The sequence below is a fragment of the Candidatus Cryosericum odellii genome, from assembly GCF_003570935.1.
Taxonomy (GTDB): Bacteria; Caldisericota; Caldisericia; order Cryosericales; family Cryosericaceae; genus Cryosericum; species Cryosericum odellii.
In genome coordinates this window covers 275-16,084 of sequence record NZ_QXIU01000145.1, presented here as the reverse complement: position 1 = coordinate 16,084, position 15,810 = coordinate 275, and the positions used below count along the sequence as shown (strand labels likewise).

Below are 15,810 nucleotides of genomic sequence, written 5' to 3'. Positions count from 1 at the left end.
AGCGAAAAGGAGACTGTGTCCAGCAGCGGGATGGCGTGCACCCACGAGTAGACCAGAACGCCGACGACCAGCAGCACATCCAGGGCAAGCAGGTACTTCACAATACCAAGGATGGTTTCCTGCAGATGGCTGGCGGTTTTTGCCGAACCGACCAGTTGGGCAGTCCGCCCGAAATAGGTATGGGTGCCGGTGCCCGTGACTTTGCCGCTTGCCTCGCCGCGCTTCACCACGCTGCCGGCATAGATGCTACTGCTGACGGCCGCATCTACCGGCAGCGATTCACCGGTCAGTGCAGACTGGTCGATAGACAGATTGCCGTCTAACAGCGTAATATCTGCAGGGACCAGATCTCCCATACGGAGGTGGACGATATCGTCGGGCACCACCAGCCGTGAATCCATAGTCTGCCACGTGCCATCGCGCAGGATCCTGACGTGAACCACCAGGCGCTGCTGCAGAAGTCTCAGCGCGTCCTGTGCCCGGTGCTCCTGGACAAAGCTGATGACGGCGTTGAAAACGATGAGCGTGCCGATGATGGTCGCCTGAGTGTAGTGATGCGTAACCAGCTCAAGGATCAGACTGACTTCGAGCATCCAGGGAACAGGACCCCATACCTTACGGAACAGGACCAGCCACGATGGGTCATGGTACTCAGGAATCTCGTTAGGCCCGATCTGTTCAAGTCTTTTCTGTGCTTCTGTGCTTGACAACCCTGGTTCCATGGGTTTCTCCCGTACCTGTGGACTGTTCATTTTGTCGGCGGTCTCCTGCAGGTATGCCAACATGATATACCATTTTGTTCAGCATGTGCGTGAATCGGTGCCTTCGGTACCACGACTACTGAGCTGGACGTAACAGTTTTGCTCCATAGGGCTTTCTCAGCCCGGACCGTCTGGATGTGGTGCTTCATGGAAAAGCATTGGTCGGCACGGAATGTGACAACCATTCCTGGCTATGAGATGCAAGGGCTTCAGTCTGCTCACGGAGGTTGACATTCAAACGAAATGAATATATATTCATATCGTACAAGGAGATGATATGCCAGGACGACAGGTTGCTCGCAGGTGCGGTACATATGACCGAGCACGGCCCTTCTGTCCAGAGGCTGCAGGGACGTTGCACGTCCTTGGGGCCGACGAAATGGAGGTGTTGTGTCTCAGCGATCTGCTGGACTTGGACCAGACGGAAGCGGCACACCGCATGGACATCTCCCAGAGTACGTTCCATCGTATCCTTGTGGGCGCCCGCCACAAGGTCGCTGCATCGCTCGTCGGCGGTTATCCGTTGACGGTCGCAAGGGCGTGGGACGCGGATATGAACGGCGTACGAGTCAAGAGACACCAGGAGAATCACACAGGAGGTATCAGCATGACAACTCGTATTGCACTACCGACCGACGATGGCACGGCACTGTGTCAGCACTTCGGCCGTGCTCACTACTACAAGATCGTCGAGATCACGGACGGCAAGGTAACTTCATCAGAATTGCGTGACAAGTTCGCGCATGTTCATGGTGAGGAAAACCATGGAGAATCCGATGTGAGTCACGAAGAGGTGCACGGCCGCATGGCCGACGCAGCTCATGGGTGCGACACCATCATTGCTGGCGGAATGGGGATGGGTGCCATGAACGCACTCACTGCTGCAGGCTACGCCGTGATGCAGACGGACATGAATAATCTGGACGAGATTGTCGAGGCCTACCGCGCAGGGACATTTGTCAACTTGGCTGGAAAGGTATCCTGCCATCACGAAGGAGAGGGACATGGCACCTGCTGAAAATGAACAGAACATGACCTCACAGGTCAATCACGTGCGGCACATGCTCGCGGTCGCCAGCGGCAAGGGCGGCGTGGGCAAGTCCCTGGTGTCCGCCATGGCGGCGGTCGAACTGGCACGCCGCGGACTGAAGGTAGGTATCATGGATGCGGACATCACGGGCCCATCGATCCCGCGCCTGTTCGGCGTGACCGCGCGACCCAAGTCTTCGATGGTCGGGATCATCCCGCCCGAGACGGCGACCGGTGTCAAGATCATCTCCATGAACCTGTTTCTGGACAATGCCGGCCAGCCGGTTATCTGGCGCGGCCCGCTGCTCACATCCGCCATCAAGCAGTTCTGGACTGACGTGGCGTGGGGAGATCTGGACGTTCTCATCGTGGACCTGCCACCGGGAACAGCTGACGTCCCCCTGACAGCGTTCCAATCCCTGCCTGTCGACGGCATCCTCATGGTCACGACGCCGCAGGAGCTTGCGAGCATGATCGTCGAGAAGGCTGCAGGCCTGGCGAAGCAGATGAACAAGCGGATTCTGGGCATCGTCGAGAACATGGCGATGGTCACATGTCCTCACTGTGGTGAATCATTTGAGTTGTTTGGACCCAGTCACGCCGAGGAACTGGCAGACCATATCGGTGCTCCCGTCCTTGCACGGCTGCCCATCGAGTCCACGGTGGCCGCTCTTGCTGACACGGGACATGTGGAGGACGTGCAGATGGCAGCCTTCGCACCCGTCACCGAGGCTCTGGCGGAGTATATTACCACCCCGTCCACGGTCTTTGCCGCTCCGAATCCTGCACCTTCTCCCAAGGCGTCATAAATGCCGTGTTCCAGCGACGGCTGACGTCAGCCAGATATCATCTGATAGAGAAACAGCACAAGCCCCTTCGCAGCATGTGAGTCAGATCCCCAGGTTTATCGCCCGAGGATCTCTTTGTGTCTGCAAGCACGCCATTGCATCGTTGGTCGGCGTCTTGCTCTGGCCTGGCAGGCCGAATGCGGCTAGACTGATTGGTATGAATCTGTTCTGTGATGAGGAGGTTCGATGAGCGGCGAAATCGTGCGTGTCGGGATGATCATGTGCAACAGGTACCATACATGTGCAGGAGGGAAGTGCTTCAGGGCCATGAAGAACCGCGAGGGGGCTTTCAGTATCTACGCGGGAAAGGAAGTAGAGCTCGTCGGCTGTACTACGTGCGGCGGGTGCCCCGGGGGGAATATCGAATACGCTCCCGCCGAGATGAAGAAAAACGGGGTGACGGTCATCCATCTGGCCACGGGGATGCTTGTCGGTTACCCACCCTGCACGCGGATCGACTATTTCCGACGGTTCATCGAGGAGCAATATGGCATCCCTGTCGTCGTCGGAACTCACCCCATCCCTCAGAAGTATTTCAAGATCCATGACGCTTTGGGTTCGTGGAAGTCGCCCATATGGCAGGAGCTGATCCAGCCCACGCTTGCTACCGAGGATATCCGTCTGGCATACGACTAGACTGCATTGTGAAGACCATTGTACCAGGTACAATGGTCTTCACAATTAGTGAGCGCTAGGAGACCGGCAGAATGATGGAGAACGTACTCCCCTTGCCGACCTCGCTGGTGACGGCGACACGGCCGTGCATGGCTTCTACCGCGTTGTGGACGATGGCCAGGCCCAGGCCGCTCCCTCCCGACTCGCGGCTGCGGCTGGGGTCGATGCGGGTGAAACGGTCCCAGATGTGGGGCAGCGCCTCGGGCGGCATGCCGGATCCCTGGTCGGTGATGGCGATGGTCACCCTGTCTTCGGTTTGCTGAGCAGTGATGGCGACGGTTGTCCCTGCGGGCGCATAGTGGATAGCGTTCTCCACCAAGTTGTCCAAGGCGACGGTCAGCAACTCGCGATTAGTCTCCAGGACCATGTCTGCTTCAGGCGTCTGCAGTGTCACCGCCTTCGCACTTAGGGTCTCGGCATGGGCGTTGTGCAGGTCTGTCCAGATCTCCTGCAGTTGGACAGGCCCAAGTGGAGCGGACTGCTCGCGGTCCAGTCGTGCCAGCAGGAGCAGCGACTCGGAGAGGTGAGTGGAGCGCTCGGCCTGTGACGCGATGGCCGCAAGATGCCTGCGGAATTCCTCAGGCTTCTGGTCCTGGTTGAGGGCGACCTGCGCGTTGAGGCGGATGGAGCTGAGTGGTGTGCGGAGTTCGTGCCCGGCGTCCCCCGTGAATTCCTCCAGCCGGCGCATGGACTCGGCGATCGGGTGCAGGGCGAGGCTGGCCGCGATGAGACCTGCTAGGACAATGAACAGGAAGGCGACTGGTCCAGCCCACACGGCAGCCTTCCACAGCTCCAGCATGTCCTGCTGGATAGACCGTGTGGTCGTTCCCAGGAGTACTGTATACACAGTTCCATCCTTGAGCCGATTGCTGACCGTTATGACCCGGACACGTATGTTCTCGCCCTGTGGCACGGCGTAGTCGGTCCGGTTGGGCACGATGCAGTACTGAGGAACGGAGGCACCTGTCATCGGCTGGAGCAGCGGGTACTGCGGGTTGATGTTGATACCAATCCGGGTGCCCCCGGTGGCTGCTCCCGAGGTCTTTAACGAGAATACCAGCCCTGTCTGGGTGATGTCCAGCTGGTCGGCAAAGTCAACCGCCTTGGTCGCCACGGTTGTAGGTTCCAGGCTGCCAAGGGTCCCCTGAAACTGTGCGGCGTCGCGCTGGAGCATCTGATCCAGGCGCCCCAAGGAGGCAGCCTCATATGTCTGCACAAACCAGCTGACAGCAGGGAGCAGCGCTAGACAGACGATGAGGATCGTGAACACGGTCTGGCGAACGATGGCATGCTGGAGCGTCTCCTCCGATGAGAGGACAGCGTGTTCTGTGCGATGTCCCAGTAGGTATCCCAAGGCGAACAGGACTGCCAGCACTGAAGGAATCACCCACAGGATGATGCGGCGCAGGCGGATGACCTGCCAATAGTCTGGTTCAGGGATGGCCATCTCGACGCGCACCTTCCCGCTTGTCGCGGCGGTGACATAGACGGACCGTGCTGCGCCACCCGTGACAGGAGACAGAGTCCGCCACTCCCCCGCGTCGCCCGGTTTGACATACGAGCCAGGGCCATAGCCTGTGCCTACACTGCTAAGCAGCCTTCCGTTCACGAGCACGCAGAAGGAAGATGCTGGGTACTCCATGGAGTGAACAGCATGCAGCCAGGCTGCGGATATGTGAACACCTGTCCCTGCACTGGAAACTGTGGAAGCTGAGGTCGTCGCAACCAGATCAGCCCCTCTCGCGAACTCTGCTCGAGCAGTGGAACGAGTCTGACGCATCAAGAGCCATGTCATCGGCACAGCGACCAGCAGGCCGATAAGCGCAAGGGTCAGGCCATGTTGCACCGGGGTCCATGAGGAACCGGCGCGTCGCGGATGGCTGCCGGCCGGGAGAAGTACGCCGATGAGGCACATGGCTGCCAGGCAGACACACACCCATATGGCGACCATGAACGATACTGAGGCCCTGGCTTGTGCAGCCGTCGGTCCAGCGCTTCCCACCGTGAGCCTGACCCAGGTGCTGCCCATACTGGCCGTCATGGCAGTGATATACAGGGGCTGGATCAGGTCTGGTGTCCCTACTGGTGACAGGGACATGCGGTAGGTCCAAGAGGCATCAGTCGACCACAGGTCCAGATTCTCGAGACCATAGTCGGTCCCAGCCAGCACGTCGACGTTCCCTCCGATAACATGGGCACGGATGAATCCCCGTTTTCCCAGGGCGGACAGCTGGTCGGTGACAGCGCTCCGGATGGATGCTTCGGTCACGTCGCTCTGCAGCCTGGTGATACGTTCGGTAATAGTTGTAGTGACCTCTGCTACCGTGATTTCCTGCGTATCCGGGTCGGCAGCACTGTTCGTTGCACGGCGCATGAGACCCCCCAAGACGATCGCGGTGATGAACAGCAGAACTGCAGCCACAATCAGACGAGAGCGCGTTCCTGTAAGCTTATGAGTCATGTCCGTCTCCCTTGTCTGGCAGGCCGCCGGACGTTATCGTCGAAGAGCCCTCTTTCTGTTACGGCGGCCTACCTGTATACCATAACAGGTCTGCGTTAAGACAACGTTAACTGTATTGAGGTGTTGTGTCCAGAGACGTCTGTGTCTTAACGTTGCGTTAACGGTGTTGTGTCATACTACTATATAGGGAAGGTCGCCGGCAAATGGAGGTGGTTTGAGAATGGATATGCCCGTGAGCAAATGGAAACTGTGGGCTGATGTCATTATTGGCTGGCTGCTGATCGCGACAGTCGTTGTGTTCATCAAGGTTGCCATTCCTCGACTGCAGAAGCGTGCGCTCAGCAATGACCCCCGAGTGCCTGCCGGAGTGCAGTGGACAGCACTGGGCAACATCTGGGGCGGCGACGTGTCAGCGCTGACGTCGTCGGCCGACGGACGCCTGTATGCTGGCATGGCGAGCGGTGCAATCTACCGTTCTCTGGACGGCATGAGCTGGAAACTCCTCTCCAGGACGAAGTCCGGACAGGGTGTGATGGCGTTGACGGCGACATCTGGGCCGATGACGGTGATTGTCCGGGCGGTCGAGCGCGAGGGCCTGCAGGTGAGCGATGACGACGGTCAGACATGGCGGCAGTCCGGCCGCGGCTTCGGTGACGATACAGTCACAGCACTGGGGCAGGCGGGGGATGGAGCCCTCCTGTACATGGCGACCGCCAACCACGGCGTCTACGTGTCTCGAGACCTTGGTAGACGCTGGCGAACGGCGAACACGGGCTTACCGACCCTCAGCATCAGTTGCCTGCTGGCGACGACGGCTGGCGGTGATCGGTTGTTTGCTGGCACCTACGACCAGGGTGTCTTTGTTGCAGATACGGCGACGCTCACGTGGAAGGCATGCGGACGTGACGGTCTCCCTCAGGCAGCGTCAGTCACCGCTCTGGCGTGGGATGCATCGCGACCAGACACGATTGCAGCTGTGATCAGCCATACGAACGTCTACATCAGCACGGGTGGAGGAGCGACGTGGACATCAGCGGCAGAACTCCCGCAGGGTTCTGGTGATGTGTCTGCCATGAGCGTGATTGTGCGGCCATCGTGGCAGCTGGTCGTCGGCACAAGCTCTGGGAGCGTGTATGTGGCAGCCGACCCATTGAAGGGGTGGCAGGTCGCGTCGCCCGCCATGCGCGGGTTTGGGATCCGCACGCTGTGTCGATGGACGGATAGGACCCTCATTGCCGGAACGTCAGGAGGAGTATTCGAGGCGGACGCTGCGTTATGGAAGTGGACCGACGTCAGTACAGGGATCCAGGAGACCGAGATCACCTGCGTCGTACCCGACATCAGAATTCTATCACGGCTGTATGTCGGGACGACGGGTGGCATGTATGTCTCGCACGATGGAGGCACTACCTGGGGCCGGACAGCAACGGAACTGGATTCGCAGGACATAGCCGTGATCCGTGCAGGAACGCCGATGCTGGCAGGTACGGTGCGAGAGGGACTCTGGATGTCGACGGATGGCGCGCGGTGGAGTCGTGTAGCAGCAAAGGAGATCAGTGATGACGTGCTGGCATTGGTGCCGTATGGATCGGAGTCCGGGGTAGTGCTTGCCGGGACATCCCTTGGTGTCTGGCGGGTCGATCTCGTGAAGGGGACAGCGACCGACAGCAGCCTGGGACTGAAACCCAAGGGATCTGCGCCGCAGCAAGTAGCCTACGTTGAGGTCACAGCGTTGGCGACTGACCCCACTGACGGCCAGCATCTCCTTGCCATTGTCAGCGGAGACGGCTTGTGGGAATCAGCCAACGGTGGGCTACTGTGGAAGGGCGTCCAGATCACAGACCGCCCGATGCTGGGCAGTTCCGCCGACCTCAGCTGGCTGTCCAGTGTGTTCATCGAGTCGTCATCGAAAATGTACGTCGGTTCAATGGCTCGGGGTATCTGGAGCGGTGCGCCGGGTAGTGTCTGGACACCGATCAACAAGGGGTTGTCGAGGATCGGCGTCTACTACGGATCTGTCCAGGCGCTGGCGAAGGATGGGACAGGGCGCCTGTTTGCCGGCACGTCGAGGGGTGGTGTCTTCGTGTTGCTGCCGGGTGAGACTCGGTGGCTGCGGATGAGTCGCGGGTTATCGTCGCTTGGCGGGCAGACGTTGACGGTAGGCACGGATCCAGGGGTGTTGTACTGCGCCATGGATAGCATGGTATACCAGTGCAGGATTCCGTGAAGAGAGTTACGGCGGGTGCCTACTCCTGCTGTGGCTCCTTCCCGGGTTGTTCCAGGATACCATAGCCGCGTCCCCGTTCTGTCGTGATGAGCGGGGCGTGCGGATCGGTGTCCATCTTCGCACGGACGTACCGAACGTGTGTCCGCAGGGTGTCGGACCACAGTGAGGTCTGCTCGCCCCACAGGTGATCCTCGAGTTCCTCGCGGGGGACGATTCGTCCCTGGTTGCGCAGGAGGTACTCCAGCAATTGCTCTTCCTTGGGGCTCAGGATTACCGGCTGTCCCGCTACCGTGCAGACATGCGACGCCACATCCAGCACGACCTGCCCCGCAGTCAGAATAGTTGTCTTTGCGTCGTTGCGTCGTCGAAGCAACGCACGCACACGAGCCAGCAGTTCGCTCAGGTCGAACGGCTTCGTGAGGTAGTCATCGGCGCGCCGGTGTCGAGCCCCGTCACTTTGTCGGTCGTCATGCTGCGTGCCGTCAGTATCAGCACAGGCATTGTGTATCCTTCAGCCCGAATGGTCCGCAGGAATGTCACCCCATCCATGTGCGGCATCATCAGGTCCAGGAGGATGAGGTCATATGCCTGTTCGACGTGCGCCTTCCCTAGTGCGTCCTGTCCATCGGTAGCGGTGTCGACGGTGAGTCGCTCGTGCGTTAGCGCATCGGAAAGCGCAGACAGCATCGTTGGTTCGTCTTCTACCACCAGTACTCTCATCGTCGCTCTCCTCCTTTCTCAGAATGTCGCAGGTTTCTCTGCGCACCACGATGCTAACAGCATAGCGTTAACCCATCGTTAAGTGGAGACCTGCCGGTTGCGCTTCCATGACATGAGGGCACAATACTCGCATGGAAAATGTGGGAACTCTGGATCGGGGAGTACTTGACTGTGACAGCTTAAATGTGAAGACCATTGTGCCTGGTACTATGGGTGTTCACAATTCATGAGCGTGAAGAAGCCGGAAGGGGAACAGCGCACAAGCCCCGTCGCGGGCGCGTATATGCTGGTGCGATCGCGTCGCCGGACTGTCGGGCTGGAGGTTCGGCCGGATGCCACGCTGGTGGTGCGGGCACCCACACGGACGCCGGTGTGGTACGTGGAATCTCTGCTGCGCGAGAAGGCAGGGTGGATTGAGGACAAGCTTGCGAAGGCGCGCAGCCACGTGTCCCTGTTGCCGCGACACGACTTCCTGACGGGAGAACGCTTCCCGTACCTGGGACGAGAATGGCCATTCGTAGTTGTCGCTTTCCAGAAAACGCCGCTGACCTTCGACGAGAAGACAGGGTTCAGCCTGGACATGGCGACGTTCGACCGAGGAGAAGTAGTCTTCGAGGAGTGGTACCGAGCCCGGGCACGCGAGCTTCTTGCTGAGCGCGTCCATCACTACGCGCCTCAGGTCGGCGTGAGCGTTCCCCAGCTGCGTATCACAGGCGCCGAGCGGCGTTGGGGCTCATGCAGTACGAGCGGTACCGTCAGCTTCGCATGGCGCCTGATCATGGCTCCCATGGATGTGGTCGACTATGTCGTCGTGCACGAGCTGGCTCATCGGCGCGAGATGAACCATTCTGTGCGGTTCTGGGCGGTCGTCGCATCCGTCCTGCCGGACTACGATACACGCAGGCGCTGGCTGAAAGAGCACGGGGGGATGTTGACGATCTAGGATGGAGAAGTGGGGCTTACCGGTGGAGGACCCACCAGACGTCGCGGCCGGTGAAGCCGCAACGACGGAAGAGATGGTTGGGTTCACACGGGTTCTTCACCTGACCGGCAACCGTGGTGAACGCGACTTTCTGCTCCAGACGATAGACAAGCTCCTGGACGAGCATGGTTCCCAGTCCGAGACTGCGGAACGCAGGCAGGACCTGAATCCATTCGAGGGACCCTTCTCCAGTGTCCTTGTCAGTCTCGGCGATGCCCAGAGCGACAGGGCGCTTCTGTTTGCGGTCGATGATCCACAGCCAGGCGTGCGAGGCGAAGACCGGACGCTTCGTCCATGTCGCGATCTCATCAGTGCCCGGCGTAGGGGTGTCATAGCAGGCGTGCAGGATGGTGGCCACGAGTGGAAGTTCAGTTGTCGTGTCGACCTCACGGATAGTGTAGCCCGGGACCGTGGCGTGCAGCGGTAGTTCGCTGCCAGTGTGGACAAGACGAAAGAAGGCTTCCTTGCGGTCGAACCATGGGGCAAGTGGAGCCACGAAGTCGTTGTGGATGTACACGGTGGGTACCCCGTCCAGCTTGACCGACGCAGCTTTCAGGGGGTCCTGCGTCCGCGTCCCATAGATGAGCAGCTTTCCGGGTTCTCGCAGCTCGACGCCTGTCACTGAGCCGGTGTCATCAATGAACCGGCACTCCAGGGACTGCAGGCGCGCGATGGTCTTCCATAGTGCATTTGGCAGGATGCGTGACGGATCCTTGCGGTACAGGGCGCGAAGTGCCGCCTCGTCGGATGACGTGTCTCTGGGAGGGGCTATGACTATTGCTTTTCGTCGGGGCATAGGGGCAGGATAGCGCTCCCATGTCGCACGTCAACCGTTATGGCCTCGTTGTTGGTCATGTGTCAGCGTGCCGGGGGCTGTCATCTTTGAAGAGAGATTCTCAATTGTCCGTTTTTTCTTTACGGCTTCTTCACGGGAGGGGCCGTACAGTTACGCCAGGAAGTTCAGAAGAGCTTCCAATAATCTTGGCACACAGGAGGTGCTAGATGAAACAGAGAATTGTGGTTAGTGTAGTACTGGCAGGTTTGATGGTCGCAAGCGCAGTCCTTCTTGTTGGAAACCATAAAGTATTTGCAGCGGGCACCGCTGCTGTTCCTTCGCAGGTGACGGCTGCGGCAACTGCAACCGATACTGAGACTGCTGACAGCAATGTTCAGGAGCCGAGCTACACCGGAAGCATCAAGGTGGCTGATACCGCCGCTGCGAATGAGGCGGGCGAAAGTGCCGCTCTTCAGGGAAGTGCGAAGATTTCGCAGGCTGACGCAGAGAAGGCTGCGCTGGCAAAGGTTCCCGGAACGCTGGTTCAGACAACGCTCGAGAATGAAAATGGGTATCTTGTGTACAGCGTCACCATCAAGAATGCACAGGGTGCACTCAGCGACGTCAAGGTCGATGCTGGAACAGGATCGGTTCTTACTGTCGAGGCTTCGGACGGTACCGAGAAGGCAAGCACGGAAGCTGGTGGTGAGAAGGCTTCGACTGCTCCTGACACAGATACGGTTCAGGAAGAAGTTCAGTCTGGAAACTAAGTAGCGGACAGGTTGACAGGAAAGACTCCGGGCGAAACCCCGGAGTCTTGTTGTCTCGCGATGATATGATGGGTTTTCTGGGTACAATGCTCTCAGGAAGAAGATCGGTTGCTTGTAGTGAATGCAGTCAGCCACGCTGAGGAGTGCCATGCGAATACTGGTCGTTGAGGACGAACGCTCATTATCTGACGCAATCTGCGAAGGGTTGAGGGACAACTTCTTCGCCGTGGACCAGGCATTTGATGGGCGGGAAGCTTTGAGCAAGATCGAGATTGAGTTGTACTACGACCTGATCATCCTCGACATCATGCTGTCGAGGCTCGACGGGATCGCATTGCTGAAGGAACTGCGGAAGCGGGGACACAAGATGGCAGTGCTGATGCTGACTGCAAGAAGTGGTGTTGATGACAAGGTCGAAAGCTTTACGGGTGGGGCGGACGATTACCTCACAAAGCCCTTTGACTTCCGCGAGCTGCTTGCACGCGTGCATGCGCTGCTGAGGCGGGACAAGGAGACAAAAACCTCTGTCATTGTCATCCGAGACCTCCTGATCGATACGTCGACTAACACTGTCTTGAGGGGTAGCGCAGCAATCGAGCTGACAAAGAAGGAATTCCAGATACTTGTTTATCTGGCACTCAACAGGGGAAGGATTGTCCCGAAGGAAGAACTGGAGAACCACCTCTGGGACGAGCACGCAAGCTTGTGGTCTGACACACTCAGGACACATATCAAGAACCTGCGAAAGAAGATCGACAGCGGAAGCAGCAAGAATCTCATCAGGACGCTGCGAGGAATAGGCTATGAGATTGACGCAGATTGAGAGGAAGGTCAGAAAGGAAAAGACCAGGCTTTCCGTACGGTACACGGTCATTACGCTGGCCATCGTCGTGCTCCTGATGGCCTCGTTCTATCTGATCTACTCCAGGAGCATCCATGACAGTTTTGATGCGAGCATTGCCCAGCGGGCAGCCTCGATCGCTGGAGTCCTGTCCACCAAGGAAGAGTTGACCGTGGAGACCCTGAAATCGATGAATCTGTCCCAGAACCCTTTTCAGACGAGCAATGAGATCATTGAGATCAGCGATGCCAAAGGGACAATCCTCTTTTCATCCTCGGATGCAGCTTCCGTGAAGATCGTCATCAAGTCCGGGTCATTCTCGTCTGGGGCATATCCTGAGGATGTGAACAACCAGATAGTGCTCACGAAGATGAGGGCCTACACGTCTCCGGTTGAGCAGCGCCCGTATTATGTTACCGTTGCGAGGACATACGATGACGTTGATGGTGTCCTCCGAAGCATTATTGCCTCGTTCCTGGTCATCATTCCCTTTGTCGTTGTCATCACAGGGCTTGTCTCGTTCAAACTCGCCAGTCTCGCCATCAGTCCCATCGAGGAATCGTACAGGGAGTTGAAGCAGTTCACGGAAGATGCGTCCCATGAGCTCAAGACACCACTTGCCGCTATCAAGGCGAACATAGACGTGGCGCTCTCAAAAGACGTCGATGAGACGCAGTACTACAGGAAGAAACTGTCGGTCATCAATCAATCTGTCAACAGGATGGTGAATATCACTGCAAGCATGCTGTACCTGTCAAAGCTGGACTCTCAGGGCATCGAAGCCAGGAGAGAAAAGGTAGACGTACATGCACTGCTTGAAGAGGCGAGAGAACGGTTCGCTGACGCTGCACAGAATAGAACGATTGAAGTCGGGGTGGCAGACGGCGAGAACCTGGAAGTCCTAACCAGCAGAGAAGTGCTGGAAGAAATCGTTGATATCATTGTCGAGAACGCTGTGAATTTCAACCGACCTGGTGGAAAGGTGACACTGGCCGCCTGTTCAGCTAGGGGCGTCGTCGAAATATCCATCGCGGACACTGGCATCGGTATTGCCAAGGAAGATGTGCCTCGCATCTTCGACCGATTCTATCGAGCGGAGAAGTCTCGTTCGAGAGAAACAGGAGGCACGGGCCTGGGGCTGGCAATTGCACATGACCTTGCTGCGTTGATAGGAGCGAGCATTAAAATAGAAAGTCAGGAAGGAGTGGGTTCAGTCTTCACGATACTTGTCAGCGAAAATTCCACGAAATTGCAGTAAAGGTCGGAGAAAGCCTGCATCTCTGCTGGAACAGCGGTACGACTTGCCAGATTCGTCATGCCCCCGAGTATTTGAGTTTGATACGAGGGGCGCTTCTCCGCGCAGTCGGGGACTCGTTCGCCGAACAGTGAGTCAGTTGTTCAGCAGGTCCTTGGCCCAGCGGAGCAGGTCGGTGGCACACTGTTCCTTGTCCATCTTGAGCGGCATCTTGAAGCCGATGTGGCCGACAACTGTGGCTCCTGGCACCAGCGAAGTCAAGATTTGATAAGTCTTTCCCTCGTTACCGCCGTAGCTGGTGAAGAAAGCTACTCTCTTTCCCTTGAAGTCGACATTCTTCAGGAACGTGCGTACAGCCGGGGTCGGGTGACTGTTCCATACGGGCGTCCCGACGAAGATGAGGTCATAGAGCGCGGCATCGTGCGCAAGCGGACGGAGTGGGGGCGTCGCGCCGATGGCAGCCAGAAGCCCGCCGGTGAAGTACTTCATGAACCCGTGTGTCGGATGTGGTTTGACCAGCTCCAGCTCCATGGAGTCCATCACGAGCTCCTTGGCAAGCGTCCGGGCCAGAAACCGGACATCACCGTCCAGTGAATAGAACACTACCAGTGCATTGGGCATTGTCCACCTCCCTTTAATGCCAGACTAGGTCTGTGTACTCATGTGTCAAGTGAAACCCTCTTAATGGTATAATGGCGGGGTCAGGAACGGTCGGGAGGACAGCCGGACGGTGCTCCGGTCTATCCTCCGCTGCTGGAACTACTTGTGGATGCCGGTCGGCTTCTTTCCCAGCGAAGCGCAGTAGATGACAAACTGCTGCTCGGGGTCGAAGCCGAGGTAGGCGTTGAATTCGTCATCGAAGAATGCGTTGATGCCACAGACGCCGCAGTCGATAGGTTCAGCAGCCAGGTACAGGTTCTGGCAGACATGGCCTGCGTCGAGGAACAAGCCACGATAGGCGCGCTGGCGGTAGCGCCAGATCATGCGGTACGGTACGGCTGTCCAGATAAATGTGACCGCGCTCAGCTCGACCATTTTCTGGTCGCCGCACAGATGTCTGACGTCCTGCAACGTCTGTGTTCCGGCCTTGACAAGTTGCAGCTTGTGCTCGATTGCGAGGAATCGGTAGATCCCTGGCTGGAGTCCTGTGACTGCCCGGACCATGAGATAGGTCTCAAAGGCGTGGCGGGCGCCGCCCGACGGGACGGTGCGCAGAGTACACGGACGCGCTGTGACGGCCTTGACGCCCTGCGTGCACCACAGGAGGAAGGAGAGCTCTTCCAGCGTCAGTGCTTCGTCGCGGTACAGGCGGATACTGTGACGCCGGTCGATTGCGGTCCGAAGGTCAATAGACGGGATGACCAGGGTTTTCGGGTCTGGCAGGTCGATGATGGGCATACTGTCATCGAATGGCAATTCAAGGGGCGGTTGTGGAAGTCCTTTTTGCTGATCTGAAGGTTCGTCCGACATGTCGGACGCGTAACGTGTGGAGTGCAGAAACTGCTGTTCAATTTCCATGGTTCACCTCGGCATCGTGGTATGCTTTCAGTGTAACCGCCCTCGAATTGTTTGCAATCCGAACGGATATGACGGCATACGCGGCGTAATTATCTGTTCCCCGTTCGTGTTGTTTTTATGGAGAGACGGAGCTCTGATAGAAGGGGGAAAGCGATGAAACACGTTGGTCGCATCCTGACAGTTGTTTTGGTCGTGTTTGTCGTGGCTGTGTTCTGGTATGCCCGCACAGGTGAGGCCGTTGTCATGCGGCGTGTCTTCACCAATGCTGCAAGCATCGCCAAGGGAACGATCTGGGTGCGATCGGACAAGGGGCATTTTGGGGGACCCGTCACAGTCATTGCCAGCCTGTCTTCTGACGGGGCGGTCGTCTACGCCGGCATGGACACAAAGGGCGTGTATGTCTCGCAGGACGGCGTCTGAACAGTGGTCTGCCGGACCTCGACGTACGGTGTATTATTGTGGCAGGGGAGAGCGGTCTGCCTACGACGACGTCGTGGGCTTATCTTATCGAACGTCGTCGCGTGGAATTCCGTGATGGGGTCTCAAACGGCCTGCTGGTCGACGCCTTAGTACAAGGCCTCGAACTCTCTCCTGAACTTCACCAAGTTGGTGCTGTCCGGGCTTGTGTCCGCCTGCATGCGTGCCGTCGCGGCGAGGATGTTTCTGGGAGATTCTAAAAAACTTGACATTAATTTGCAACGTGCTATTAGAAATAGTCAGAGTCAATCAGAGGCAAAAAGGGGGTGGGAGAAGGTCTGAATATTGCCTATGGTTTTGTTGATACAGACAAGAGGAGGTTAAGGCACGATTTACGGGAGGTAACAGGATGAGAAAGGCACTGAGTATACTACTCGTTATGGCATTGCTTGCCGGAGTTCTTGGATTTGCTCCTGCTGTAAGAGCAAGCCAGGCTGTTGTCGTTCAGATGACGATTGGATCTACAAAAGC

Annotated in this window: 16 protein-coding genes; 9 read left to right on the top strand and 7 right to left on the bottom strand. The window is 57.8% G+C overall.

All coding sequences use genetic code 11. The features are described from left to right. A partial coding sequence (locus tag SMC5_RS11030) for an HAD-IC family P-type ATPase (RefSeq protein ID WP_207799107.1) occupies positions 1-752 on the bottom strand: 752 nt, incomplete at its 3' end. A 286-nt stretch (positions 753-1,038) separates the two neighbouring features. On the opposite strand from SMC5_RS11030, the gene SMC5_RS06055 reads away from it, so the two are divergent. The 3 genes from SMC5_RS06055 (at position 1,039) to SMC5_RS06045 (ending at position 3,274) form a co-directional block, all read left to right on the top strand. Beyond that, entirely contained in the window at positions 1,039-1,779 is a 741-nt protein-coding gene (locus SMC5_RS06055; RefSeq protein WP_119119997.1) for a NifB/NifX family molybdenum-iron cluster-binding protein, read from the top strand. Then, positions 1,766-2,599 (top strand): Mrp/NBP35 family ATP-binding protein, encoded by an 834-nt coding sequence (locus tag SMC5_RS06050; protein ID WP_119119996.1) that lies wholly within the window; start codon positions 1,766-1,768, stop codon positions 2,597-2,599. Before SMC5_RS06055 ends, SMC5_RS06050 begins: the two co-directional genes overlap by 14 nt. A gap of 225 nt (positions 2,600-2,824) precedes the next feature. Beyond that, positions 2,825-3,274, top strand: coding sequence for a CGGC domain-containing protein (locus SMC5_RS06045; RefSeq protein ID WP_119119995.1), 450 nt, complete (start codon positions 2,825-2,827; stop codon positions 3,272-3,274). 55 nt (positions 3,275-3,329) lie between these two features. Here the strand turns inward: SMC5_RS06045 and SMC5_RS06040 are convergent, their stop codons facing one another. Next, positions 3,330-5,774 carry a sensor histidine kinase gene (locus tag SMC5_RS06040; RefSeq protein WP_119119994.1) on the bottom strand — a complete coding sequence of 815 codons (2,445 nt, stop codon included), beginning with the start codon at positions 5,772-5,774 and terminating at the stop codon, positions 3,330-3,332. A 232-nt stretch (positions 5,775-6,006) separates the two neighbouring features. On the opposite strand from SMC5_RS06040, the gene SMC5_RS06035 reads away from it, so the two are divergent. Continuing rightward, positions 6,007-8,001: an SET domain-containing protein gene (locus SMC5_RS06035; RefSeq protein WP_126854958.1), complete on the top strand. Its 1,995-nt coding sequence runs from the start codon at positions 6,007-6,009 to the stop codon at positions 7,999-8,001. 19 nt (positions 8,002-8,020) lie between these two features. Here SMC5_RS06035 and SMC5_RS06030 read toward each other — a convergent pair whose 3' ends face one another. Then, entirely contained in the window at positions 8,021-8,383 is a 363-nt protein-coding gene (locus tag SMC5_RS06030) for a winged helix-turn-helix domain-containing protein (protein ID WP_165846279.1), read from the bottom strand. Positions 8,384-8,400: 17 nt separating this feature from the next. Continuing rightward, on the bottom strand, positions 8,401-8,721 hold the full coding sequence (locus SMC5_RS06025) for a response regulator (protein ID WP_119119991.1): 321 nt from the start codon (positions 8,719-8,721) through the stop codon (positions 8,401-8,403). Positions 8,722-8,947: 226 nt separating this feature from the next. Between SMC5_RS06025 and SMC5_RS06020 the strand changes: the two genes are divergently transcribed. Beyond that, positions 8,948-9,664, top strand: a complete 717-nt coding sequence (locus SMC5_RS06020) for a M48 family metallopeptidase (RefSeq protein WP_119119990.1) — start codon at positions 8,948-8,950, stop codon at positions 9,662-9,664. A 16-nt stretch (positions 9,665-9,680) separates the two neighbouring features. Here the strand turns inward: SMC5_RS06020 and SMC5_RS06015 are convergent, their stop codons facing one another. Then, the gene (locus tag SMC5_RS06015) at positions 9,681-10,499 is read right to left on the bottom strand and encodes a GNAT family N-acetyltransferase (RefSeq protein WP_119119989.1); all 819 of its coding nucleotides are present in this window, start codon (positions 10,497-10,499) and stop codon (positions 9,681-9,683) included. 206 nt (positions 10,500-10,705) lie between these two features. On the opposite strand from SMC5_RS06015, the gene SMC5_RS06010 reads away from it, so the two are divergent. The 3 genes from SMC5_RS06010 to SMC5_RS06000 all read left to right on the top strand — a co-directional run bounded on the left by SMC5_RS06010 (position 10,706) and on the right by SMC5_RS06000 (position 13,347). Beyond that, complete coding sequence (locus tag SMC5_RS06010; RefSeq protein WP_119119988.1) at positions 10,706-11,248, top strand: PepSY domain-containing protein; 543 nt, start codon at positions 10,706-10,708, stop codon at positions 11,246-11,248. Positions 11,249-11,396: 148 nt separating this feature from the next. Then, positions 11,397-12,071, top strand: a complete 675-nt coding sequence (locus tag SMC5_RS06005; RefSeq protein WP_119119987.1) for a response regulator transcription factor — start codon at positions 11,397-11,399, stop codon at positions 12,069-12,071. Further along, positions 12,052-13,347 (top strand): sensor histidine kinase, encoded by a 1,296-nt coding sequence (locus tag SMC5_RS06000; protein WP_119119986.1) that lies wholly within the window; start codon positions 12,052-12,054, stop codon positions 13,345-13,347. Before SMC5_RS06005 ends, SMC5_RS06000 begins: the two co-directional genes overlap by 20 nt. Positions 13,348-13,479: 132 nt before the next feature. Here SMC5_RS06000 and SMC5_RS05995 read toward each other — a convergent pair whose 3' ends face one another. Continuing rightward, complete coding sequence (locus tag SMC5_RS05995; RefSeq protein WP_119119985.1) at positions 13,480-13,965, bottom strand: flavodoxin family protein; 486 nt, start codon at positions 13,963-13,965, stop codon at positions 13,480-13,482. A gap of 138 nt (positions 13,966-14,103) precedes the next feature. Continuing rightward, positions 14,104-14,862, bottom strand: a complete 759-nt coding sequence (locus tag SMC5_RS05990; RefSeq protein WP_119119984.1) for a SagB/ThcOx family dehydrogenase — start codon at positions 14,860-14,862, stop codon at positions 14,104-14,106. 153 nt (positions 14,863-15,015) lie between these two features. On the opposite strand from SMC5_RS05990, the gene SMC5_RS05985 reads away from it, so the two are divergent. Then, positions 15,016-15,282 carry a hypothetical protein gene (locus SMC5_RS05985; RefSeq protein WP_119119983.1) on the top strand — a complete coding sequence of 89 codons (267 nt, stop codon included), beginning with the start codon at positions 15,016-15,018 and terminating at the stop codon, positions 15,280-15,282. The last annotated feature ends 528 nt before the right edge of the window (positions 15,283-15,810 follow it).